We start from the raw sequence: 22963 nt of genomic DNA, 5'->3' as shown, positions 1-22963 counted from the left end.
GCCGCAGGCGGCCCTGCCGCCTGTGCAGATGTGTAACCGGTTGTTGCCGCCGGGTTGGATGCGAGGGTTTGAGCCGTGGCGCCGGCGTGACGGCGCGGCTCAGCCCGGCGACATCATGACCTGGTTGCGGCCATTGCGCTTGGCCTGGTAGAGCCCCGCGTCGGCCGCTTCCACCAGCTCGCTTGGCTGGGTGCCAGGCTGTGGCACCAGCACCGCGCCGCCGATGCTGACGGTGACGCAGTCGAGGGTGGGCGAGCCGCTGTGGGCGATGGCCAGCCCCTGCACCGCGCGCCGCACCTTCTCCGCGAGCAGCCGCACGCCGCCCGGCGAGGTCGCAGGCAGCACCATGGCGAACTCTTCGCCGCCGAAGCGCGCCGGCAGGTCGGTGGCGCGCACGCAGTTGTCGCGGATCACCGTGGCGACGCGGCGCAGCACCTCGTCGCCGGCGACGTGGCCGTAGGTGTCGTTGTAGGCCTTGAACGCGTCGACATCGATCATGAGCAGCGCCACCTGGGTCTGCTCGCGCAGCGCGCGGCGCCATTCCGCGCCGAGGTACTCGTCGAAATAGCGCCGGTTGGACAAGCCGGTCAGGCCGTCCGAGTTGGTCAGGCGCTGCAGTTCCAGGTTGGTTTCCAGCAGTTGCTGCTGGCTTTGGCGCAGTGCGCGATAGGCTTCGTCGCGCTGCAGCTGGTTGACGTAGGAGCGCGAGTGATAGCGGATGCGTGCGATCAGTTCGATGCTGTCCGGCAGCTTGACCAGGTAGTCGTTGGCGCCGGCGGCAAACGCCGCGCCCTTGGTCGCGGCCTCTTCCTTGGTCGACAGCACGATGATCGGGATATCGCGCGTGGCGGGGTTGTCGCGATAGCGCTGCACCAGTGTCAGGCCATCCACGCCCGGCATCACCAGGTCTTGCAGGATCACGGTGGGCTTGGTGCGCTGCGCCACGGCTACCGCCTCATCCGGCTGCGAGCAGTAATGGAAGTCGATATCCGGCTCGGTGGCGAGCGCGCGGCGCACCGCTTCGCCGACCATGGCCTGGTCGTCGACCAGCAGCACCATGGCCAGGTATTCTTGCTTGTCGGTGGCGGGCGTCCGCGCGGGCATGCCGGCGGCGTTGGAGGTTTCGGGTTGCATGTTCAATTCCTGTTCTCGCGGTCCCGGCACGGCCTGGGACCGGTTGCATTCTTTCAGACGGGCGGCGGCGCGGGCCTGGTCAGCGCCGCCGGGCCGCACGCCTGCACCAGCCTCGGCGCGATGCGCGCCAGCGGCAGGATCTCGGCTGCGGCGCCGAGCGCGGCGGCGGCCTTGGGCATGCCGTACACGGCGCTGGTGGCGCGGTCCTGGGCGATGGTCAGGAAGCCGCGGTCGCGCATTGCCTTCAGGCCCAGCGCGCCGTCGCGGCCCATGCCGGTGAGCAGCACGCCGATCACCTCGCCGCGCCAGTGTTCCACCACGCTTTCGAAGAATACGTCGATGGAAGGGCGGTAAAGATAGTCGCAGGGTTGTTCGGTATAGGCCAGCCGGCTTGGGCTGGCCAGGCGCAGATGGTCGTTGGTGCCGGCCAGCAGCACGGTGCCCGCCTGCGGCGCCTCGCCGACGCGGGCAATGCGCACCGGCAGCGCGCACTGTCCGTCGAGCCAGTCGGCCATGCCGGCGGCAAAGGCCTCGTCGACATGCTGCACGGTGACCACCGCGGCGCCGAAGTCCGCCGGCAGCGCGCCCAGCAGCGTGGCCAGCGCGGCCGGGCCGCCGGCCGAGGCGCCGATCGCCACCAGCCGCGGCGCGCTGCCGGCGCGCGGCGCCGCCGGCAGCGCGTGCTGCGGCGCCACGCGCCCGGCCAGCAGGCGCGCGATATTGCGCAGCTTGCGCAGCAGCGGGCCGGCGGCCAGCTGCGCATCGGCTTCGGCCAGGGTCGGGGTATCGACCGCGTCGATGGCGCCGTGGCCCATGGCGTCGAACACCTGCGTGGCGTTGCGGCCCAGGTCCATGGTCACCACCACGATGGCGCAGGGCGTGGCGGCCATGATCCGGCGCGTCGCCTCGACCCCGTCCATGACCGGCATCAGCAGGTCCATCAGGATCAGGTCCGGGGTCTGGCGCGCGGCCATCTGCACCGCCTGGGCGCCGTCGCCGGCAATCCACGCGATCTCGAACGACGGATCCAGCGCCAGCGCGCGGCGCAGCGCGGCGACCGCGAGCGCTGAATCATTGACGATGCCGATTTTCATGGACGTGCCTCGCCGATCAGGTCCTGGACCGCGTCGAGCAACGCGGCGTCGTGGAAACTGCCCTTGGCCAGATAATAGTCTGCGCCGGCCTCCAGGCCGCGCTGGCGGTCCTGTTCGCGGTCCTTGTACGACACCACCATCACCGGCAGCTGGCGCAGCGCGGCGTCCTGGCGGATCCGGCGCACCAGCTCGATCCCGTCCATGCGCGGCATGTCGATGTCGGTGATGATCAGGTCGAAGGGCTCGGCGCGCAGCACGTTCCAGCCGTCCATGCCGTCGACCGCCACCGTCACGTCATAGCCGCGCCCGGCCAGCAGCTTGCGCTGCAGCTCGCGCACGGTGAGCGAGTCGTCCACTACCAGGACCCGCCGCGCGCGGCTCTGCACGCTGGCCGCCGCGCCCGGACGCACGCCTTCGATGCGGCCTTCGGAGACCAGCTTCTCGACCGAGCGGATCATGTCCTCGACATCGAAGATCAGCACCGGCGTGCCGTCGTCGGTCAGGCTGCCGGCAGCAATGTCGCGGATCTTGCCGAGCGCCGCAGGCAGCGGCTGCACCACCAGCAGGCGTTCGCCGAGCATGCGGTCGACGGCGATGCCATAGGTGCGCTCGCCCTCGCCGATGACCACCACCGGAACCTGCTCGCGCGCCGCCGCGGCCTCGGCGCCGGCCCGCTGCAGCACTTGCGCCGCGCTGACCAGCCCGATGGCGCGGCCCTCGTGGCGGAAGTGCTGGTGGCCTTCGGTCTGTTCGATCTCGCCGCGCGCCACCGAGGTCGCGCGCAGCACGCGGCCCAGCGGGAAGGCATAGGCTTCGCCGGCGACGTCGACCAGCAGCGTGCGCACTACCGACAGCGTCAGCGGCAGTTCCAGGCTGAAGTGCAGGCCATGGCCAGGCTGCTGCGTCAGGCGCAGGCTGCCGCGCACGCGGCGCACCATCTCCTGCACCGCGTCGAGGCCGACGCCGCGGCCGGAGACTTCGGAGACGGTGTCGCGCATGCTGAAGCCGGGCAGCAGCAGGAAGTCGAGCAGCTCTGCCTGCGACAGCCGCGCCGCCGTGTCCTCGGAGGCCAGCCGGCGCCGCACGATGGCGCGCCGCAGCGCTTCCAGGTCGACCCCCGCGCCGTCGTCGGAGATCTCGATCTGCAGCCGGCCGGCGTTGTGGCGCGCGTGCAGCGTCACGCGGCCCTCCGCCGGCTTGCCCTGTGCCTGGCGCACCTCCGCCGACTCGATGCCATGGTCGACGGCATTGCGCAGCAGGTGCGCCAGCGGCGCGTCCAGCGCCTCGAGGATGTCGCGGTCCACCTGCGTGCCGGCGCCGGACAGTTCCAGGTGCACCGACTTGCCCAGCGAGCGGCCGAGGTCGCGCACCATGCGCGCGTAGCCGGCCAGGCCGTCGGACAGTGGCCGCATGCGCGAGGCCAGCGCGCTGTCATAGAGCCGGCGCGCCAGCCGCGTGGCGCGATGGTCATATTGCTCGAACTCATCCAGCCGCGCCGCCAGTTGCTGGTGGCCCTCGTCGAGCAGCTGGCGCAGTTCGGCCAGCGCCGCCTGCGCGGCCGCCAGCGCGTGCGCGCCGGCGCCCTCCTGGCTGTCGCGCAAGACCTGCTGCAGCGTGTCGGCCGCGCGCAGCGCGCGCGCCTGCTGGCGCCGCGCCTTGTGCAGCGAGTCGCCGAATGGCCGCAGCCAGTGCGATTCGACCATGGCCGCGCCCGACAGCGACAGCAGCTGGTCCAGGGCATCGGCATTGACGCGCAGCATGCGTTCGTGGCCGTCCGCGGTGTGCGCGGCCATCGGTGCCGGCGGCACTGCTTCGGGGTCGGTGGCAGGCGCAGGCGCAGGCGCGGGCGCAGGGGCAGGGGCAGGGGCAGGTGCGCGGGCCGGGGCCGCTCCGTGTGCGGGGGGCTGCGCCGGCGCGCCGCCGCCGTCGAGCGAACCCAGCCGCTGCACCACCGCGTCGATCTCGGCACGGCCGGCGTGCTCCGACCAGTCCGGGTCGCCGCCGGGCGGATGGCCGATGCGCAGCAGCAGGTCGGTGCCCTGCAGCAGCGCATCGATATGCGCGGCGGCCAGCGGCATGCCGCCCTGCGCGGCGACCAGGCAGTCTTCCATCGCATGCGCCAGCCGCACGCCGCCGTCGAGCCCGACGATACGCGCCGCGCCCTTGAGCGAGTGGGCCGCGCGCATGCATGCCTCGAGCTGCTCGGGCGCGCCCGGGTTGCGCTCCAGCGCCAGCAGCCCGGCGTTGAGGATCTCGGCCTGGGCATCGGCTTCGAGCGCAAACAGTTCCAGCAGCGAGGCGTCGCGCAGCTGTTCGGGATTCATGCCAGGCTCCTTGCCAGCGCCTGGCGTACCCGGGCGGCGTCGAGCAGGCCGACGCTGCGGCCCTGGTCGACGAACAGCGCCTGCGTATAGCGGGCCGAGCCTCGTGCCAGGTTGGCGGGCAGCGGTAGCAGCGCGGCGCCGCGCACGCGCACGATGCCGGCGATCTCGGCCACCGGCAGGGCGATCGCGGCGCGGCCTTGTCCGAGGATCAGGAAGCGGCTGCCGTTGGCATCGGGTTCGGCCGGCAGCGCGCCGGTGTCGAACAGGTGCGCCAGCGACAGGCAGGCCAGCAGGTTGCCGCGCACCGCGGCCAGCCCCAGCACCGCGGCATCGCGACGGTGGGGCAGCGAGTGGAGCGGGCACGGCGCCGTGACTTCGCCGAGCGCGGCGGTCGGCAGCGCCAGCCATTCATCGCCGATGCGGAACACCAGGCATGCCAGCGCGCTGGCGTTGTGCGCGTTGTCGTCGCCGCTTGCGCCGCCGTCCTGGTCGCCGCCTTCGGCCGCGGCGGCGAGGTCGGCGGCATCCGGCAGTTCCTGCAGGCCCTGGTCAGGCTGCTGTGCGTCCAGCAACATCGCGGCGGCCTGCGCATAGGTGGGGCAGTTGCGGCAATGGGCGTGTTCGGCCAGCGCCGGGCAGCTGCCGTCGCCGCGCACGCCGATGCGCCGCCAGCAGTCGTCCACGTCCGCGGCGCGCACCACGGTGGCAAAGGGATGGGCCCGGGTCTCAGCCATGGTGCTTGCGGGTGTGGCGCTGCGCGCGCTGCCGCAGGCGGGTGGCGCCGTCGTGGTCGCCTTCGGTCGAGCAGCGCGGCCAGGTGATACAGGCTTTCCTGGTGCGACGGATCCAGGTACAGCGCCTTGCGGTAGGCCGCGTGCGCCTGGGCGGTGCGGCCGGCGGCGTCGTGCAGCACGCCGAGCATGCCATAGGCATCGGCCAGGGCGGTGCCTGCGGCATCCGGCGCGGCACGGTCCAGCAGCGACACGCAGGCAGCCGGGGCCGCGTCCAGTTCCCCGCGGTCGGCCATGGCGGCGATGGCGGCCAGCGCGTCGGCGTGCGTATCCGCCACCAGCCTTGCGGCCGGCGCGGGCGCGCGCACCGCCGGCGCACGCAGGCTCGCGGCCGGGCGCAACAGCCGTGGCGGCGCGGCCATGCGGGGCGGCTGGGTGTCGTGGACCGGCGCACGCGACGGGGTCCGTGCGCGCGGCACTGCGGCCGGCGGCTTGCGGAAGGCAAAGGACAGCGGGATGCCGACCGGCTCCAGCCCCTGCGCGCTCAGCACGCTGGCCTCGGCCGGGCCGACGAAAAGCAGGCCGTCGGCCATGGTCAGGCGCACCAGCGTCTGCACCGCCTGCCGTTGTCCGGCGGCGTCGAAGTAGATCAGCAGGTTGCGGCAGAACACGAAGTCATAAGGCGCCTCGCCCGCCAGCAGGCCGGGCTCGACCAGGTTGCCCTGCAGCAGCCGCACCTGCGCGCGCACGCGGGTCCAGCGCATAGCCGCTGGGCGTGGCGGTGAAGTAGCGGTCGCGGAAGTCGAGCGGCGCGCCGCGGAAGGCATTGGCGCCGTATTGGCCCTGGCCCGCGCGCGACAGCGCACGCGCGCTGATGTCGACCGCGTCGATATAGAAGCGCCCCGGCGGCACGCCCGCGTCGAGCAGCGCCATGGCGATCGAATACGGCTCTTCGCCGGTGGAGCAGGGCAGGCTCAGCAGCCGCAGCGTGCGCCGGCCGTCGGCAAAGGCACGCTCGGCGGCAAAGCGGCCCAGCGCCAGCAAGGCTTCGCGGTGCCGGAAGAACCAGGTCTCGGGCACCACCACGGCTTCGATCAGCGCCTGGAATTCGTCGCCGGTGCCTTGCAGCAGGTGCCAGTAGGCCTCGGTATCGGGCGCCTGGCGCACCTGCTGGCGCTCGCGCACGGCGCGCGCCACCGCGCCGCTGCCGATGGCGCCGGCGTCCAGGCCGATGCGCGCCTTGAGCAGGGCCTCGATATGCGCGGCGGTGCTCACGCGGCCTCCCCGGCGGCGTCGGCGAACAGCATCTCGTGGACTTCGTCCGGCAACAGCGCGTCGACCCTGACCCATTGCACCAGCCCGCGCGCGTCATGCCGCACCGGTCCGAGATAGGTTGGGCTGGCGCCGGCGATGCCGGCGTCGACGAACGATTCCGCCGGGCAGCGCAGGGTCTGGGTGGCCGCTTCCAGGCGCAGGCCGAGCAGCCGCACGGGCCCGCTTTCTGCGCGGCGGTAGTGGACCAGCACCGTGCGCGTGCTGGTGCGCAGCGCCGCGGGCACGCCGGTGGCGAGCGCGGGCAGGTCGATCACCGGCACCGGCTGGCCGCGCCGCTGCATCAGTCCCGCCACCCACGCCGGCGCGCCGGGAATCTGCTTCAGCCGCGTCAGCGGCAGCACCTCGGCCACCTCGGTGGCATCGAGCGCGTAGTGGTCGGCGCCAAGGCGGAACAGCAGGAAGAGTTTCATGGCGGCGGCGCGCAACGGCCCGGTGCGGGAACCGGCAGCCTAGACCTTGAAGCGCGACACGCCGCTGCGCAGGTCGTTGGCGACCAGCGTCAGCTCGTCGATCGCCTGGCTCGACTGGCGCAGCGATTCCACCGTCTGCTGCGCGGCCTCGGACAGCTGCATCAGCGCCTGGTTGATCTGCTCGGCGCCGCCGGCCTGGGCCTGCATGCCTTCATTGACCATCAGCACGCGCGGCGCCAGCGACTGCACCTGGGCGATGATCTGCGACAGCTGGTCGCCCACCTGCGTGACCTCGGACATGCCGCGGCGCACTTCCTCCGAGAACTTGTCCATGCCCATCACGCCGGCCGACACCGCCGACTGGATCTCGCGCACCATCTGCTCGATGTCGTAGGTTGCCACCGCGGTCTGGTCGGCCAGGCGGCGGATCTCGGTGGCCACCACGGCAAAGCCGCGGCCGTATTCGCCGGCCTTTTCGGCTTCGATCGCGGCGTTCAGCGACAGCAGGTTGGTCTGGTCGGCCACCTTGGCGATGGTGGTCACCACCTGGTTGATATTGCCGGCCTTCTCGTTGAGCGTGGCCAGCTTGGCGTTGACCGAGCCGGCGGCATCCATCACATGCTGCATGGTCCCTTCCATGCGCGACAGCCCGACCTGCCCGGTGCCGGCCAGCGCCGCGGCCTGCTCGGCCGCGCTCGAGACTTCGTGGATGGTGCGCACCAGGTCGCGCGCGGTGGCCGAGATCTCGCGCGAGGTCGCGCCGATCTGCGTGGTGGTGGCGGCGGTTTCGGTGGCGGTGGCCTGCTGCTGGCGCGCGGTCGCGGCAATCTCGTTGACCGAGGTGGTGACCTGGATCGCGGTGCGCTGTGCCTGGCCGACCAGCGAAGTCAGCTCGCCGGTCATCTGGTTGAAGCCTTCCTCCACTTCCTGGAACTCGTCCTTGCGCCGCAGCGCCATGCGCAGGCGCAGGTCGCCGCCGCGGATGCCGGCCAGCAGGCCGACGATCGACTGCATCGGCACCGTGATCGCGCGCAGCAGCAGGTAGCCGCACACCAGCGCCACCACCACCGCCACGACCAGCGCCGCTTCGATGCCGATCTTCGCGGCATTGACGGCATCGTCGATGCCCTGCGCGGCGCGCGCGTTGACCGCGCTGTTGTCTTCGACCAGGTGCTGGGTTGCCTTGCGCGCATCGATCCAGCGGTCCTGCGCTTCGCCGCGCAGCGCCGCCGCGGCGGCGGTGCCGTTCCAGTCGGACTGGCGCGACAGGACCTGGGCCGCCTGTTCGTAGCGCGCGCGCAGATCGCGATAGGCCCTGAAGCCGGCCCGGTCCTCTTCGCGCGTGATGGTGGCTTCGTACTGCTGCTCGAGCTTGTCCAGGCGGCCGGCCGCCTCCTGGCCTTGCTGCTGGAAGCTGCGCCGCTCGGCCTCGTCGGTGGCGTTGATGGTCTGCCAGGCCAGCACATAGCGCTCGCCCCAGACGCCGCGGATGCCGGTGCTGTAGTTCAGGCCGGGCAGCGCGTCATGCAGCATCAGCCCGGTTTCGCGCTCGATCGCGACCAGGCGGGTATAGGCGACCACGCCCATCAGTGCCATCACCAGCAGGATCAGCGAAAAGCTTGCCAGGATGCGTGTGCGGATGGTCCATTCATTCACGGTGAGATCCCGGTGATTGTTCTTGTTCAGGGCGCGGCCGGTACCGGCAAGGCAGGCCGCGCGGGCCGGATTGGCACCATGCTGGGGGCGGGGGCGCCCCCGATGCGCGGTAGGGTACTGTATGCGGCCGCCCGATTCAACGCGCGGCACGATCCCGGCAGGGCCGGCGTTGCGCCGGCGCCTAGGGGTTTTGGCGTGTATCGGAACTGCTTGATTTTTTCCAAGTTTTCGTCACACTTGCTAAATTGCTAGCGGGTAACAATGTCGACAATTACAGATGGGGCAGGGATGGTGGCCAAGTCGGGGGCGAAGTCGGCTGGCGCCTCGCCAGGCTCGGATCTCGATCCGCTGACCGGCGTTGACAATCGCCAAGGCTTTCTGAAGCGGCTGGAGGCACGCCTGCATAGCGAGGCTGTGCCGCGCTGCGCATTGCTGCTGATCGGCATTGACGACTTCCGCGCCTTCAACGACATGCACGGCCATGCCGAAGGCGACATCATCCTGCAACGCGTGGCCCGCCGCCTGCGCGATGCCTCGCCCCGCGACGCCATCATCGGCCGCATCGGCAGCGACGAATTCGGCGTGCTGTTGCCCTCCATCGCCGATCCCACGCTGGTGCGCCACGTCAGCGCCGCGATCCTGTCGATGCTGTCGTCCCCCCACGAGCATGCCGGGCGCCGCCATCACGTGCTGGCCAGCATCGGTGCGTGCGTCGCGCCCGCGGCCGGCGAACAGGGCTCGGACATGCTGGCCGCGGCCAGCCTCGCGCTGGCACGGGCCAAGCACGATGGCGGCCGCACCATCCGCTTCTTCAAGCCGCAGATGCGCTCGGACGTGACCACGCGGCTGTCGCTGGTGCAGGCCCTGCACGAGGCCTATGCCCAGCGCCAGTTCGAGTTGCTGTACCAGCCGCAGGTCGACTTGCGCGACGGCCGCGTCCATGGCGCCGAGGCCCTGATGCGCTGGCGCCATCCCAGCCGCGGGCTGCTGTCGCCGGCCGCCTTCATCGACGCGCTGGCCGGCAGCAGCATCGCCAGCGATGTCGGCATGTGGCTGCTGCAGACGGCCTGTGCCCAGGCCCGCGCCTGGGCGCTGGCCTTTCCGCGGCCGCCGCGCGTGGCGATCAACCTGTTCGCGGCGCAGCTGTCCGAAAGCCGGCTGCTGACCGAGGTGCGCCACGTACTGCGGGCGCTGGAGCTGGCGCCCGACTGCCTCGAGATCGAGATCACCGAGACCATCGCCCTGCAGCAGGGCGACGAGGTCTCGGACCAGCTGCAGGCGCTGCGCCGCGACGGCATCACGCTGACCTGCGATGACTTCGGCACGGGCTATGCCTCGCTCAGCTTCCTGAAGTCCTTCCCGGTGGACCGGCTCAAGATCGACCAGTCCTTTATCCGCAACGTGACCGAAGACCCGGTCGACGCGGCCATCGTGCGCTCGGTGATCAATGTGGGCGCCAGCCTGCACATCGGCGTGGTGGCCGAAGGCGTGGAGACCCCCGAGCAGCGCGATTTCCTGCTCGCCAACGGCTGCCATGAGGCGCAGGGCTACCTGTACGGGCGCCCGATGCCGGCCGAGCGCCTGACCGAGATGCTGCGCCAGCAAGCCGCCGGCTGAGCCGCGTCGGCCGCTGCGAGGCCGGCGCGGGCAGCAAAGTTGTTTCCACCTTTGACGGCCGGCCAACCGCCGCCATCCCGGCGCTGGCCGGCGGCCCGCCCGCAGCCTGCCGTGCGCACCGGCCGGGCCGCCTGGCCGCGGCGCCTGGCGAAATACGAGCTTACAAACTGTGCCGCCCCGGACGCGCCGTGACCTCCGGGGGCCATGTATGGTGACAATAGGGTGGCCGCCGGCGTGGGCCGGCCTGCCCGCCGACCCATGCCGGGTCCCGCTCCTGCCCTTCCATGTCTGATCCTTTCCAATCCGCTGGTCACTATCCGGGTCGCCTTGGCGGCCGGCTCGCGCTGGCCGCGCTGGCGGCCGCAGCCGGTCTTGCCGTGGCGGCTGCTGCACTGGCGCAAGTGCCAGCCGCGCCGGGCGAACCCTACCTCGATGCCCCGGTGGCCGACGCCGCGCTGCAGCAGGCTGACCCGTCCTCGCGTATCGCCACGCTGACCGCGGTCGACGGCAACCTCAGCTTTGCGCCGGCCGGCTCGGACACCTGGGCCGCGGCCGGGCTGAACCGGCCGGTCACCACCGGCGACCGGCTCTGGCTGGAGCCGGGCGGACGCGCCGAGCTGCACGCCGGCACGGTGGCGCTGCGCATGGGCGGTGCCACTGCCGCCAGCATCCTGAACCTGGACGACAGCACCACGCAGGTCAAGCTGACCCAGGGTACGCTGCAGGTTCGCGTGCGCGCGTTGCCGCCGGGCCAGACCGTCGAGATCGATACCCCGAACCTGGCCTTCGTGCCGCGCGAGCCGGGCGACTACCGCCTGGACGTCGCGCCCGACGGCAGCACCACCACCGTGGCGATGCGCCATGGCAGCGCGGTGGTCTACGGCGACAGCCGCACCATCGAGCTGCAGCGCGGCGACCGCATGCGCTTTGCCGGCACCGACCTGGCCGATGCCGGCGGTGGCGCGGTGCCGGAGGACGCATTCGACCGCTGGACCGCGGCGCGCGACGCGCGCGAGGATGCATCACCGTCGGCACGCTATGTGCCGCGCGAAATGCCGGGCTACGCCGCGCTGGACGGCTATGGCGACTGGCAGGAAGACCCGGGCTACGGCGCGATCTGGTTCCCGCGCGTGGTCAGTGCTGGATGGGTGCCGTACAGCGCCGGCCACTGGGCCTGGATCGCGCCTTGGGGCTGGACCTGGATCGACGACGCGCCGTGGGGCTTCGCGCCGTCGCACTACGGCCGCTGGGCCTATGTGGGTTCGCGCTGGGGCTGGGTCCCGGGGCCACGCGTGCGGCCGTGCTATGCCCCGGCGCTGGTCGCCTTCGTCGGCGCCGCCGGGCCCGGCTGGAGCGTGCGCGTCGGCAGCGCACCGGGCGTGGCCTGGTATCCGCTGGGGCCGCGCGATGCCTACCGGCCGGTATACCGCGCCAGCCCGACCTACGTCGCCCGCATCAACCGGGTCACGGTCAACAACCTGGTGATGGGTGACCGCCGCCCGCCGCCTTACGTCAACCGCAACGTGCCCGGCGCCATCACCGGCATGCCCGCGCGCAACTTTGTCGAAGGACGGCCCGCGCGCGGCCTGCACCGCCCCGAATGGCGCAACCTGCCGACCGGCGAGGCCCACGGTGCGCCGCCGGTGGCGCCGGTCAAGGGCAGCCTGGTGGGCGCGGCGCCGATGCGGCCGCTGCCGCCGCAGGCGCGCCATGGCTTCGACCGGCAGGCCATCGCCGTGCGCCCGCCGTCCCGCCCGGCCACGGAAGACCTGGCCCGGCGCTTTGCGCGCGAGGCCGGGGTCGTGCCCGGCGCGGGCCCGGCCTGGCGCGGCGGCACCGAACGCCGGCCCGGCAGCGACGCACGGCCGGTGCCGGACGTGCGCATGAGCCAGGCCGCGATCGCATCGCGCGACCACGCCCTAGTCCAGCCGCGCCCGGGGCGCATCGATGCCGACGGCGACGGCCGCGCGGACCGCAACGACGCGCGTGCCCGGGGCGAGCCGGGGCGCGGCCCTGGCCGCGGCCAGAGCACCCGGCCCGACGAGGCGCGCGGCTTTGTCGGGCAGCCGGGCGGGGCCGACGACGCCCAGCGCCAGCAACAGGCCATGCAGCGCGAACAGCAGCGCCAGCAGATCGAACAGCAGCGCGCGCTGCGCGAGCCGCAACGGCCGCTGGAAGAGCAGCGCCAGCAGCGCATGCCGCCGCGCCAGTGGGCCGACGGGCAGGAACGCCCCGACCCGGCGCGGCAATCGCAGGAAATGCAGCGCCAGCGCTTCGAACAGCAGCGGCAGATGCAGGAAGGGCAGCAGCGCCAGGCCGAGCAGCAGCAGCGGCAGATGCAGGATCAGCAGCGCGCGGCGCAGGAGCAGCAGCGCCAGCAGGCCATGCAGCGGCAAGCGGATCATCAGCGGCAGATGCAGGACCTGCAGCGGCAGATGCAGGATCAGCAGCGCGCGGCGCAGGAGCAGCAGCGCCAGCAGGCCATGCAGCGGCAAGCGGATCAGCAGCGGCAGATGCAGGAGCAGCAGCGCGCGGCGCAGGAGCAGCAACGGCAGCAGGCCATGCAGCGCCAGGCCGAGCAGCAGCGCCATATGCAGGAGCAGCAACGGGCCATGCAGGAGCAGCAGCGCCAGCAAGCCATGCAGCGGCAGGCCGAACAGCAGCAGCGCCATATGCAGGAACAGCAACGGGCCATGCAGGAGCAGCAGCGCCAGCAGGCCATGCAGCGCCAGGCCGAACAGCAGCAACGGCAGATGCATGAGCAGCAACAGCAGATGCAGGAGCGCCAGCGCCAGCAAATGGACCAGCAGCGGCACATGCAGCAGCAACGCGCGCAGCAGGAGCGAGGCCAGATGGAGGCGCGCCAGGGCCGCGACGGCGATCGCCGCTAGTCGCGCTCGCGCCGCAATGAAAAACCCCGGCACGCCTGGCGGCATGCCGGGGTTTGCGCTGCGCGGTGCGGCACCGGCAGCGTGTCTCGCCTTACTTCGCCAGTTCCGACAAGCGGACCTGAGAAATCTTGCCGTTCTGCACCCAGCCGACCACGGTGTCGGCCATCGAGCCGCCCTTGGCGTCGATGCCATCGACTTCGTTGGGATTGACCTCCTTGGCCAGGCCCTTGACCGCATCCGGCATCTTCGCGCGGATCGCCGCGGCGTCGCTGGTGGTGCCGGCCAGCTTCATCGCCCCGGCCAGCGCATACACCATGGTGTAGTTCAGCGACATCTCGGTGGTGGCGTCGCGCCCGTCGTGCAGCTTCTTGTAGCGGGCGTTGAAGCTCTGCGCGGCGGGGCGGCTGTCGTTGACCAGCGGCAGCACGCCGATCGAGCCCTCCAGCATGCCCAGGCCGTTGGTGACGCGGGCCATCTCATCCATCTTGGCCTGGTCCATCACGATAAAGCCGCCCTTGAAGCCCAGTTCGCGCGCCTGCTTGACCACCAGCGCGGTCGGCTCCGACGGCCCGCCCACGAACATCACGTCCGGCTTCTCGCTGATGGCGCGCGACACGCCGCTGTAGAAGTCGGTGGCCTTGGTGTACGACATCGGGTTGTTCGCCACCACCTTGCCGCCGGCGGCTTCCCATGCCGGCAGGAAGGCCTGCACCCAGGCCTTGGCGTAGTCGTGGTCGGCCGGGGCCAGCGCCACGTTCTTGCCATAGCGCTTCATCTGCGCCTTGATGAACGGCTCGATATAGCCGGTATAGGCCGGCGGGATGCGGATGGTCAGCTTGTTGCCGGCATCGGTGATGCGCGGCACGCTGGAGTAGGCCATCACCAGGAATTTCTCCTGCTCGTTGAAGGCCTGCAGCGCGAAGATGCCGCCCGAGTGCGGCACGAACACCGCCGGGGTCTTGTGCTGCTGCACCAGGCGGCGCCCGTTGATGGCGGCCTCGGCGGGCGAGTACTTGTCGTCCAGCGCCACCACCTCCAGCTTGACCTTCTTGCCCTTGACCTCCAGGCCGGCGGCATTGATCTCGTCCACCGCCATCTGCACGCCCGACAGCACGTTCTTGCCATAGAGCGCGGCGCCCCCGGACAACGGACCGGTATAGCCGATCTTGACCACTTCCTGCGCCAGCGCGGCGCCCGAGGCCAGCATCGCGGCCACGGCGGTGGCGGCCAGCGGGAAGATACGGCGCATGAATTTGCTTTGCATTGCATTGTCTCCTGAATGTACTGCGCTTGTTTTGCCTGCTGTCGTTCTGCCCGACCGCTTGTTTTTTTCTCCCCTCTCCCGCAAGCGGGAGAGGGAGTACACCCATCGCAAGGGTCAAGGCGCTCGATCTTCCTTATCCTCCGATATACGCCTTGCGAATCCCCTCATCCTTCAGCAACGCATCGCGGTCTCCCTCCATCACGATCTTGCCGCTCTCGATCACATAGGCGCGATGCGCGATGCCCAGCGCCGCGTACGCGTTCTGCTCCGCCAGCAGCACCGTGGTGCCCGCGCGGTTGATGCGCTGGATGATCTCGAACATCTGCTTGACCACCAGCGGCGCCAGGCCCAGCGATGGTTCGTCGAGCAGCAGCGCGCGCGGGCGGCTCATCAGTGCGCGCCCCAGCGCCACCATCTGCTGCTGGCCCCCGGACAGCGAGCCGGCCGCATCGTCCTTCTTCTGCCGCAGGATCGGGAACAGTTCATAGACCTCCTCCAGCGTCTTGCGGATGCCGGCGCCGTCGCGCCGGTGCACATAGGCGCCCAGCACCAGGTTCTTCTCGACGCTCATGGCCGGGAACAGCTTGCGTCCCTCCGGGCAATGCACCAGCCCCGCCTGCACGATCTGCGACGGCTTCATGCCGGACAGCTCGCGCCCGTCGAAGCGCATGCTGCCGCCGCTGATGCGGTGGATCGCGCTCATCGCCAGGAAGATCGAGCTCTTGCCGGCGCCGTTGGCACCGAGCAGCACCACCAGCTCGCCGGCGCCGGCGTGCAGGGTGATGTTGTCGAGGGCGCGGAAGCTGCCGTACGACAGCGAGACGCGTTCAAGCTGCAACATGGTCGGCTCCCAGGTAGGCCTCGATGACATGCGGATCCTGCTGGATTTGCGCGGGCGTGCCCTCGGCGATCTTCTCGCCGTAGTTCAGCACCATGATCTTGTCGGCCAGGCGCATGATCATGTCCATCTTGTGTTCGATCAGGCAGACGGTCTTGCCATGGCGCACCATCTTGCGGATCAGCTCGGCCAGGCCGACGGTCTCTTCCGGGTTGACGCCGCCGGCGGGCTCGTCGAGCAGCAGCAGTTCCGGATCGGTCGCCAGCGCCAGCGCGAACGCCACGCGCTTGCGCGCCTCCTGCGTGATGTCGGCGGCGACCTCGTGCGCCAGGTGCGACAGGCCGACGAAGTCGAGCGCGGCCTCGGCCTTGTCGCGGCACAGCCGCTCTTCGTCGCGCAGGCGGCGGGTATTGAACAGCACGTCGCCCAGGCCCGAACGCGTGCGCAAACGGTGGCCGACGATCAGGTTGTCGAGCACCGTGGCGCGGTCGAACAGCGCCGTGGCCTGAAAGGTGCGGGCCACCCCCAGGCGCGCGATCTGGTCGGCGCGCAGGCCGGCCACGTCCTGGCCCTTGAACAGGATCTGGCCGGACGAGGGCGCATGGGTCCCCGCGACCAGGTTGAAGAAGGTGGTCTTGCCGGCGCCGTTGGGACCGATGATGGCGTTGATATGGCCCTGCTCGAAGCGCACCGAGACATCGTGCACCGCGGTCAGGCCGCCGAATTTCTTGGTCAGGTTGCGGATCTCAAGCATGGTCGGCTCCGGCGCGGGTGGTCGGGACAGAAGCGGTGTTGCTGGCGGCAGCGGGCTGAGCTGGCTTGCCGCGGCGTGCGGCGGCGGCCTTGCGCGCCTGCCTCTTCAGGTAGGAGCCGGCGATGCCATCGGGCACGAAGATGATCAGCAGCACCAGCACCGGGCCGAACACCAGCATGCGGTAGTCCTGCATGAACTGCAGCGACTGCGTGATCCACGGCACCAGCACCGCGCCCAGCAGCGGCCCGAACAGCGTGCCGATGCCGCCCACCAGCATCGACATCACCATGTCGAAGGTCAGGTCGGTGCGGGCGATGTCCGGGCCCAGGAAGCGCACCTGTCCCGCGTACAGCGCCCCGGCGAAGCCGGCGTAGCCCACCGACAGCACGAACGACAGCACCTTGGTGCGCATCAGGTTGAGGCCCAGCGCCTCGGCCAGCGCGTCGCTGTTGCGCACGGCCATGAAGCTGCGGCCCAGCAGCGAGGTGGCGATGCGGTGCATCAGGAACACGCCGACCGCCAGGAACGCCAGCACCAGGTAGTACTGCGCCTGCACGCTGTCGAAGCCGAGCGGCCCGATCGCCGCCGGCACCGGGATGCCGATCAGGCCCACCGTGCCGTGCGTCAGGCTTTCCCACTTCTCGATCAGCAGGTAGATGATGTAGCCCACGCACATGGTGAAGATCGAGAAGTAATGGCCCTTCAGGCGCAGCGACACCACGCCGACCACATAGCCCAGCACCATGCACAGCACCCCGGCCAGCACGAAGGCCAGCCAGAACGGCACCTGGTAGTCCACGGTCAGGATCCCCAGCGTGTAGGCGCCGATGGCCATGAAGCCGCCGTGCGCCAGGTTCAGCTGTCCGGTATAGCCGGTGATCAGGTTCAGCCCGAGCGTGGCGATGGCATAGATGAAGGCCAGCGTCATCACGGTCAGGTAGTAGCTGTTGGGCGTGACCAGCGGGAAGGCGATGGCCAGCGCCAGCAACAGCATCCAGCCGGTCTTTCCTTGCAGTGCTTTCATGTCGTACTCCTCAGGCTGCCTTGCCGGCAAACAGGCCCTGCGGCCGGATCGACAGGATCACCACCAGCAGCACGAAGGCGATGATGTCCTTGTAGTCGGTGGAAACGTAGAAGCCGCCGAAGCTCTCGGCCATGCCGATGATCAGCCCGCCGACGATGGCGCCGGGGATGCTGCCCATGCCGCCGAGGATGATGATGACGAAGGCCTTGGTGATCACCAGGTTGCCCATGCTGGGGTAGACCAGGTTGATCGGCGCGTACAGCGTGGCGGCGATCGCCGCCAGCGCGCCGGAGATGGCAAACACCAGCAGCGTCACGCGCGTGGCGTCGATGCCGACCAGCGCCGCGCCTTCGCGGTTCTGCGCCATTGCCATGATGGTGGCGCCGGTCATGGTGCGCGTCAGGAACAGGTGCAGCAGCACCATCAGCGCAAAGGCGGCGCCGATGATCAGCAGGCGCTGCAGCGGCGCGGTCAGGCCGAACACCTCGACGATCTGGCCATAGGGCGTGGGCATGCGGTGGAAGTCCGCGCCCCACAGCGCCTGCGCGCCGGCTTCCAGGAACAGCAGGATGCCGATGGCTGCGATCATGTCGTGCAACTCGGGCGCATTGCGCAGCGGGTGGAACACCAGCCGGTCCGCCAGCATGGACAGCACCGCCACCACCAGCGCCGCGCCCAGCATCGCCAGCCAGTAATTCACGCCGAGCGCGGTCATCAGGTAGTACGACACGTAGGCGCCGGCCATGTAGAAGGCGCCATGCGCAAAATTGGGTACGTGCAGGATGCCGTAGACCAGCGTCAGGCCAAGCGCCACCAGGCTGTACACGCCGCCCAGCGTCAGGCCGTTCAGGAACTGCTGAAGGAACAATGCCACGGGGTACCTCGTATGGTTCGGGAAAGCGGGCACGCACCGGCAATGGCCGTGCGTGTTCCATCGCGGCGGCGCCAGGCGCGGCCGCGCAGATGAAACTCGGGCGCGGTGTACTCAGGCCGGCGGCAGCGCGGGCTGTCGTGCCGGGATGCGTGCGGCGGGGCGCGCGTGGTCGCGCGGGGGCGCCGGATCCACCCGCGTGACGCGGCGATGGCGATGCGCGATGCGGTGCTGCGGATGCTGCATGGCGGTGTCTCCTGTGCGATGCGGCGCGATGGCCGCCCGGCAAGCCGGACGGCGCTGCCGCCCGGTGACGCCGTGTCGGGAAAGCGTTCCCGCACGGTCGTTCGTTTTCGCCGACTTTTGCATAGGCCCGCGGGCACCGTCAAGGAAAGCGGCCTGCTATTCCGCACCGCGAAATAGCAGGGGCCGCGCCTCCGGGTAAGCCCTGACGGGCAGGGCCGCCACCATCGCTGCGCTACATGGTCTCCATGCCGCGCCTGCATGGTCCGGACCAGCTTGAAAAAGCCCCCGCCGCTTTCTATGGTGCCTTCATCAGCCCAGTTACTGTCGCGGCAATCCACCCTGCAGTTTGCTGATGATCCAGGGGGGAGAGCCGATGAAGATTGCGCAGATTGCACCACTCGCCGAGCGCTGCCCGCCCAGCCTGTATGGCGGCACCGAGCGCATCGTCTCGTACCTGACCGAAGAACTGGTGCGCCAGGGCCACGAGGTCACGCTGTTCGCCAGCGGCGACTCAGTCACCGGCGCCGAACTGGTGCCGTGCTGCGACATGGCGCTGCGCCTCGATGCGGACGTCGGCGACCATCTGCCTTACTACGTGATGATGCTGGACCGCGTGATGGCTGCCGCCACGCGCTTCGATGTCCTGCATTTCCATATCGACATGCTGCAATGCCCGCTGCTGCGACGCCTGCCGATGCGGGCGGTGACCACCTTGCACGGCCGGCTGGACCTGCCGGAGTTGCGGCCTTTCTATGCGCATTTCCCCGATTTTCCGCTGGTGTCGGTCTCGGACGCGCAGCGCGCGCCGATGCCGCCGGTGAACTGGGTGGGCACGGTGCACCATGGCATCCCGGCGACGCTGCTGGACTACTGCGCCAGGCCCGCGGGCGACTACCTGGCTTTCCTCGGCCGCATCTCGCCGGAGAAGCGTCCCGACCATGCCATCGAGGTGGCCGCGCGCGCGGGTTTGCCGCTGAAGATGGCGGCCAAGGTCGACCGGGTCGACCGCACCTACTGGCAGGAAGTGATCCGCCCGCTGGTGGCGGCGCACCCCGAGGTCGAATACATCGGTGAAATCGACGAATCCGCCAAGTCGGCCTTCCTGGGCAATGCGCGCGCGCTGCTGTTCCCGATCGCGTGGCCCGAGCCATTCGGCCTGGTGATGATCGAGGCCATGGCCTGCGGCACGCCGGTGATTGCCTTCGACTGCGGTTCGGTGCCGGAGGTGATCGAGCCGGGCATCAGCGGCTATATCGTGCACAGCGTCGACGAAGCGGTGGCCGCCGTCGCCAGCGTGGCCACGCTGCCGCGCGCCGGCGTGCGCGCCGCGTTCGAGGCGCGCTTTACCGCGCAGCGGATGGCGCGCGACTACGTGCGTATCTACCAGGGCTTGCCGAACCCGGGCGGCGCGGGCGAGGCACATGGCGAGGCCGACGGACTGGCGCTCGCGTAACCGCACACGACTACTGCTGGAGAGACCCCCTCATGCCTGCAGAATCCACGGAACGACCCAACCGCTCGGTGGCGGTCGCCGGCGCCGGCGACGTCGCGCAGTTCTATATCCCCGCGGCGGCGTCGCTGCAGGAGCGGCGCCCGCGCACGCTCAAGCATGGCGACACCTTCGCGCTGTTCGACCATAACGGCGACGCGATCGGTGCGCCGGGCAGCCCGGAGGGGCTGTTCCATTTCGACACGCGCCACCTGTCCTTCCTGCGGCTGACGCTGGAAGGGCAGCGCCCGATGCTGCTGTCGTCGACGCTGCGCGACGACAATGCCGCGCTGACCTGCGACCTGACCAATCCGGACCTGTTCGACCAGGAGGGCGCGCTGTGGCTCGAGCACGACCTGATCCACCTGCGCCGCTCGCGCTTCCTGTGGAACGGCGCCTGCTATGAACGCCTGAGTGTGCGCAACTTCGACGACCGGCCGCGGCGCGTGTGCATCGACATCGCCTTCGACGCTGACTTTGCCGACCTGTTCGAAGTACGCGGCACGCAGCGGCTGCGGCGCGGCACCATGCACCCGCCGCAAGTCGACGGCGCCGCGGTCACGCTGAGCTATACCGGCCTGGATGAGGCGCGGCGCGAAACCCGGATCTCGTTCGATCCGCAGCCGCAGGCGCTGAGCGGCAGCCGCGCCAGCTTCACGCTGCTGCTCAAGCCGTCGTGCATGCAGCTGCTGCGCATGGAGATCCGCTGCAAGTCGGTGGACCATGAGGAGCGCGAGGCCCAGTCCTTTCTCGGCGCGCTGCTGCAGTCCCGGCGCGAACTGCGGCGCTCTTCCGGGCGCGCGGCGTCGATCACCACTTCCAACGAGCTGTTCAACGAAGTCGCGCGGCGCAGCATCTCTGACCTGTACATGCTGCTGACCAACACCGTGCACGGGCCTTACCCCTATGCCGGTATCCCGTGGTTCAGCACGGTGTTCGGCAGGGACGCGCTGATCACCGCGTTGCAGACGCTATGGCTCGATCCGGAGATCGCGCGCGGCGTGCTGCAGTACCTTGCCGCGATGCAGGCCGAGACGGTCGACCCCGGCGCCGATGCCGAGCCCGGCAAGATCCTGCACGAGATGCGCCATGGCGAAATGGCGCGCCTGGGCGAGGTGCCGTTCGCGCTTTACTACGGCAGCGTCGATGCCACGCCGCTGTTCGTGCTGCTGGCCGGCGCCTACCTGCGGCGCACCGGCGATGTCGACACTGTCCGCGCCTTGTGGCCCAGGCTGCAGGCCGCGCTCGACTGGATCAGCGAATACGGTGACCGCGACGGCGACCTGTTCGTCGAATACGGCCGGCAATCGCCGGAGGGCCTGATCAACCAGGGCTGGAAGGACAGCCGCGATTCGGTGTTCCACGAGGACGGGCGGCTCGCCGCCGGCCCGATCGCGCTGGCCGAGGTCCAGGCCTACACCTACGGCGCCTGGCAAGCCGCGGCGCAGATCCGCGCGGCGCTGGACGACAGCGAAGGCGCCGCCCGCTATGCCGCCAGGGCGGAAGTGCTGCGCGACGCCTTCGACAAGCACTTCTACGATCCGGCACTGGGCACCTATGTGCTGGCGCTGGATGGCAGCAAGCAGCCGTGCCGCATCCGCGCCTCCAACGCCGGCCATACGCTATTTACCGGCATCGCGCTGCCGGAACGCGCGCCCTCGGTGGTGGGCACGCTGATGCAGAGCACGTCGTTCTGTGGCTGGGGCATCCGCACCGTCGCCGCGGACGCGGCGCGCTTCAACCCGATGAGCTACCACAACGGCTCGGTATGGCCGCACGACAACGCCCTGATCGCGGCGGGCATGGCGCGCTACGGCTACCATCCCGAAGCCAGCCGCATTTTCGAGGGCCTGTTCGCGGCTTCGAGCTATATCGATCTGCGCCGCCTGCCCGAACTGTTTTGCGGCTTCGCGCGCCAGCGCAGCCAGGGCCCGACCTTCTATCCGGTGGCGTGCGCCCCGCAGGCCTGGGCCGCGGCCGCGCCGCTGCTGATGCTGCAGGCCTGCCTGGGGCTGGACTTCGACACGCAGGAGCCGGCGATCACGTTCGAGAACCCGTCGCTGCCACCGTTCCTGGACGAGGTGGTGTTCCGCAACCTCGGGGTCGGCGGCGGCAGCGCCGACGTGGCGGTGCGGCGCTCCGGCGAGCGCGTGGTGGTCGACGTGCTGGAGCGGCGCGGGCCGGTGCGGGTGCTGACGCGGAATTAGTGCCTGGCGATGAGCGGCTGCGGGCCTTTCCCGGGCGCGTGCCGCGGGCTAGGTGAGGTCTGCCGGGAGCGCGCGCAGGCACGCCACCAGCGCCGCCACCACATCGTCCTCCACCGGCTGGCGCCGCCACATCACGCCTACCGGCGGCAGGTCCCAGCTCAGCGCATGCGGCAGCGCCACTGCGTCCCTGGCCTCGACCAGTTCGTTCGCCACCGCCCTGGGCACGATGGTGGTCGCCGCCGGATGCCTGCGCAGCAGCGTGGCCATGGTCTTGATCGAATAGGTCTCGACCATCGGCGTGGGCTGCGCCACCCCCGCGACCGCGAAGATGGTATTGATGGTGCGCCGGATCGGCGTGTTGGGCGGCGGCAGGACCCAGTCGCGTTCGGCCAGCCGGTGCCAGTCGAGCGCACCGCGCGCCAGCCGCGCGGCGGCCGCAGTGGGGACGACCAGCGCCGGCTCTTCGCGATACAGCGGCTGCTGCACGATGTCCGCGCCCGGTGCAAAGAAGGTGCGCGCGATGACGCAGTCCAGCTCGTGCTCGCGCAGCGCGCTGACCAGCTCGTCGGTGGTGCCTTCGCGCACCAGCACCGACACCCGCGGGACCTGCGCCAGGCCGAAGGTGCAGGCCGTATCGAGCACGCCGCGGCTGATGTAGGGAATCACGCCGAGGCGCAGCCGGCCCGACAGCCCCGCTTCGATCGCCGCCAGTTCGCGCCCCAGCGCATCGGCATCGGCCAGGGTCAACCTGGCTCACCGCGCGGCCGGTGGGCGTGGGCTCCAGTCCGCGCCGGGTGCGGGTGAACAGCGGCACCATGAAGATATCTTCGATCTCGCGCAGGGTCTTGGTCACGGCCGGCTGCGACAGGTTGAGCTCGGCCGCCACGCGCGACACCGAGCGCTGCCGCGCCAGCGCGAGCAGCAGTGGCAAGTGCCGCAGGCGCAGCCGCGATACCAGGTTGTGGACCAGCTTGTCGGGGGCGATGGACATGGGGCTTGCCGCGCCGGGGGCGGGCGTGCTTGAGGTATTACCGGATGGTAATACCACAATAACCAAACAGGCGCAGATGGTTATCGC

Annotated in this window: 17 protein-coding genes and 2 pseudogenes; 4 read left to right on the top strand and 15 right to left on the bottom strand. The window is 70.4% G+C overall.

Features of this window, described 5'->3' with window-relative positions:
* Positions 1-99: 99 nt before the first annotated feature.
* From CBM2586_RS26420 to CBM2586_RS26390, 7 genes and pseudogenes are all read right to left on the bottom strand, one after another.
* Positions 100-1104: a diguanylate cyclase domain-containing protein gene (locus CBM2586_RS26420; RefSeq protein ID WP_115666570.1), complete on the bottom strand. Its 1005-nt coding sequence runs from the start codon at positions 1102-1104 to the stop codon at positions 100-102.
* Positions 1105-1187: 83 nt separating this feature from the next.
* The gene (locus CBM2586_RS26415) at positions 1188-2228 is read right to left on the bottom strand and encodes a chemotaxis response regulator protein-glutamate methylesterase (RefSeq protein ID WP_115666342.1); all 1041 of its coding nucleotides are present in this window, start codon (positions 2226-2228) and stop codon (positions 1188-1190) included.
* Positions 2225-4552: a hybrid sensor histidine kinase/response regulator gene (locus CBM2586_RS26410; protein WP_115690769.1), complete on the bottom strand. Its 2328-nt coding sequence runs from the start codon at positions 4550-4552 to the stop codon at positions 2225-2227. Before CBM2586_RS26410 ends, CBM2586_RS26415 begins: the two co-directional genes overlap by 4 nt.
* The gene (locus tag CBM2586_RS26405) at positions 4549-5286 is read right to left on the bottom strand and encodes a chemotaxis protein CheW (protein WP_115690767.1); all 738 of its coding nucleotides are present in this window, start codon (positions 5284-5286) and stop codon (positions 4549-4551) included. The genes CBM2586_RS26410 and CBM2586_RS26405 overlap by 4 nt, the downstream gene beginning before the upstream one ends.
* A pseudogene (locus tag CBM2586_RS26400) lies at positions 5279-6558 on the bottom strand (CheR family methyltransferase). The gene CBM2586_RS26405 and the pseudogene CBM2586_RS26400 overlap by 8 nt, the downstream one beginning before the upstream one ends.
* Entirely contained in the window at positions 6555-7028 is a 474-nt protein-coding gene (locus tag CBM2586_RS26395) for a chemotaxis protein CheW (RefSeq protein ID WP_115690765.1), read from the bottom strand. Before CBM2586_RS26395 ends, CBM2586_RS26400 begins: the two are co-directional and overlap by 4 nt.
* Before the next feature lie 39 nt (positions 7029-7067).
* Positions 7068-8684 carry a methyl-accepting chemotaxis protein gene (locus CBM2586_RS26390; RefSeq protein WP_115690763.1) on the bottom strand — a complete coding sequence of 539 codons (1617 nt, stop codon included), beginning with the start codon at positions 8682-8684 and terminating at the stop codon, positions 7068-7070.
* Between the two features lie 288 nt (positions 8685-8972).
* Here CBM2586_RS26390 and CBM2586_RS26385 point away from each other — a divergent pair, with 288 nt between their 5' ends.
* Together CBM2586_RS26385 and CBM2586_RS26380 are read left to right on the top strand one after the other, a co-directional pair.
* Positions 8973-10301, top strand: a complete 1329-nt coding sequence (locus tag CBM2586_RS26385; RefSeq protein ID WP_115666347.1) for a putative bifunctional diguanylate cyclase/phosphodiesterase — start codon at positions 8973-8975, stop codon at positions 10299-10301.
* A 284-nt stretch (positions 10302-10585) separates the two neighbouring features.
* A complete protein-coding gene (locus CBM2586_RS26380) occupies positions 10586-13192 on the top strand; it encodes a DUF6600 domain-containing protein (RefSeq protein ID WP_115690761.1) in 2607 nt (868 codons plus the stop codon).
* A 91-nt stretch (positions 13193-13283) separates the two neighbouring features.
* On the opposite strand, the gene CBM2586_RS26375 is transcribed toward CBM2586_RS26380, so the two are convergent.
* The 6 genes from CBM2586_RS26375 to CBM2586_RS32460 form a co-directional block, all read right to left on the bottom strand.
* Positions 13284-14456, bottom strand: a complete 1173-nt coding sequence (locus CBM2586_RS26375; RefSeq protein ID WP_115666349.1) for an ABC transporter substrate-binding protein — start codon at positions 14454-14456, stop codon at positions 13284-13286.
* Between the two features lie 133 nt (positions 14457-14589).
* Entirely contained in the window at positions 14590-15297 is a 708-nt protein-coding gene (locus CBM2586_RS26370; protein ID WP_115666350.1) for an ABC transporter ATP-binding protein, read from the bottom strand.
* Positions 15284-16048, bottom strand: coding sequence for an ABC transporter ATP-binding protein (locus CBM2586_RS26365; RefSeq protein WP_115666351.1), 765 nt, complete (start codon positions 16046-16048; stop codon positions 15284-15286). The genes CBM2586_RS26370 and CBM2586_RS26365 overlap by 14 nt, the downstream gene beginning before the upstream one ends.
* Complete coding sequence (locus CBM2586_RS26360) at positions 16041-17072, bottom strand: branched-chain amino acid ABC transporter permease (RefSeq protein ID WP_115690759.1); 1032 nt, start codon at positions 17070-17072, stop codon at positions 16041-16043. The genes CBM2586_RS26365 and CBM2586_RS26360 overlap by 8 nt, the downstream gene beginning before the upstream one ends.
* A 10-nt stretch (positions 17073-17082) precedes the next feature.
* A complete protein-coding gene (locus CBM2586_RS26355; RefSeq protein ID WP_115690757.1) occupies positions 17083-17946 on the bottom strand; it encodes a branched-chain amino acid ABC transporter permease in 864 nt (287 codons plus the stop codon).
* Between the two features lie 111 nt (positions 17947-18057).
* Entirely contained in the window at positions 18058-18189 is a 132-nt protein-coding gene (locus tag CBM2586_RS32460; RefSeq protein ID WP_258874994.1) for a hypothetical protein, read from the bottom strand.
* A 373-nt stretch (positions 18190-18562) separates the two neighbouring features.
* Here CBM2586_RS32460 and CBM2586_RS26350 point away from each other — a divergent pair, with 373 nt between their 5' ends.
* Together CBM2586_RS26350 and CBM2586_RS26345 are read left to right on the top strand one after the other, a co-directional pair.
* The gene (locus CBM2586_RS26350) at positions 18563-19642 is read left to right on the top strand and encodes a glycosyltransferase family 4 protein (protein WP_115666354.1); all 1080 of its coding nucleotides are present in this window, start codon (positions 18563-18565) and stop codon (positions 19640-19642) included.
* 32 nt (positions 19643-19674) lie between these two features.
* Positions 19675-21885 (top strand): amylo-alpha-1,6-glucosidase, encoded by a 2211-nt coding sequence (locus CBM2586_RS26345; protein WP_115690755.1) that lies wholly within the window; start codon positions 19675-19677, stop codon positions 21883-21885.
* Positions 21886-21933: 48 nt separating this feature from the next.
* On the opposite strand, the gene CBM2586_RS26340 is transcribed toward CBM2586_RS26345, so the two are convergent.
* Both CBM2586_RS26340 and CBM2586_RS32215 read right to left on the bottom strand, forming a co-directional pair.
* Complete coding sequence (locus tag CBM2586_RS26340; protein ID WP_240988749.1) at positions 21934-22632, bottom strand: LysR substrate-binding domain-containing protein; 699 nt, start codon at positions 22630-22632, stop codon at positions 21934-21936.
* Positions 22633-22705: 73 nt separating this feature from the next.
* A pseudogene (locus CBM2586_RS32215) lies at positions 22706-22876 on the bottom strand (LysR family transcriptional regulator); the annotation flags it as partial.
* Between the last annotated feature and the right edge of the window lie 87 nt (positions 22877-22963).

Source organism: Cupriavidus taiwanensis (assembly GCF_900250115.1).
GTDB lineage: Bacteria > Pseudomonadota > Gammaproteobacteria > Burkholderiales > Burkholderiaceae > Cupriavidus > Cupriavidus taiwanensis_B.
The sequence above is the reverse complement of the archived record's forward strand: the minus strand, read 5'-3'. Positions and strand labels throughout refer to the sequence as shown.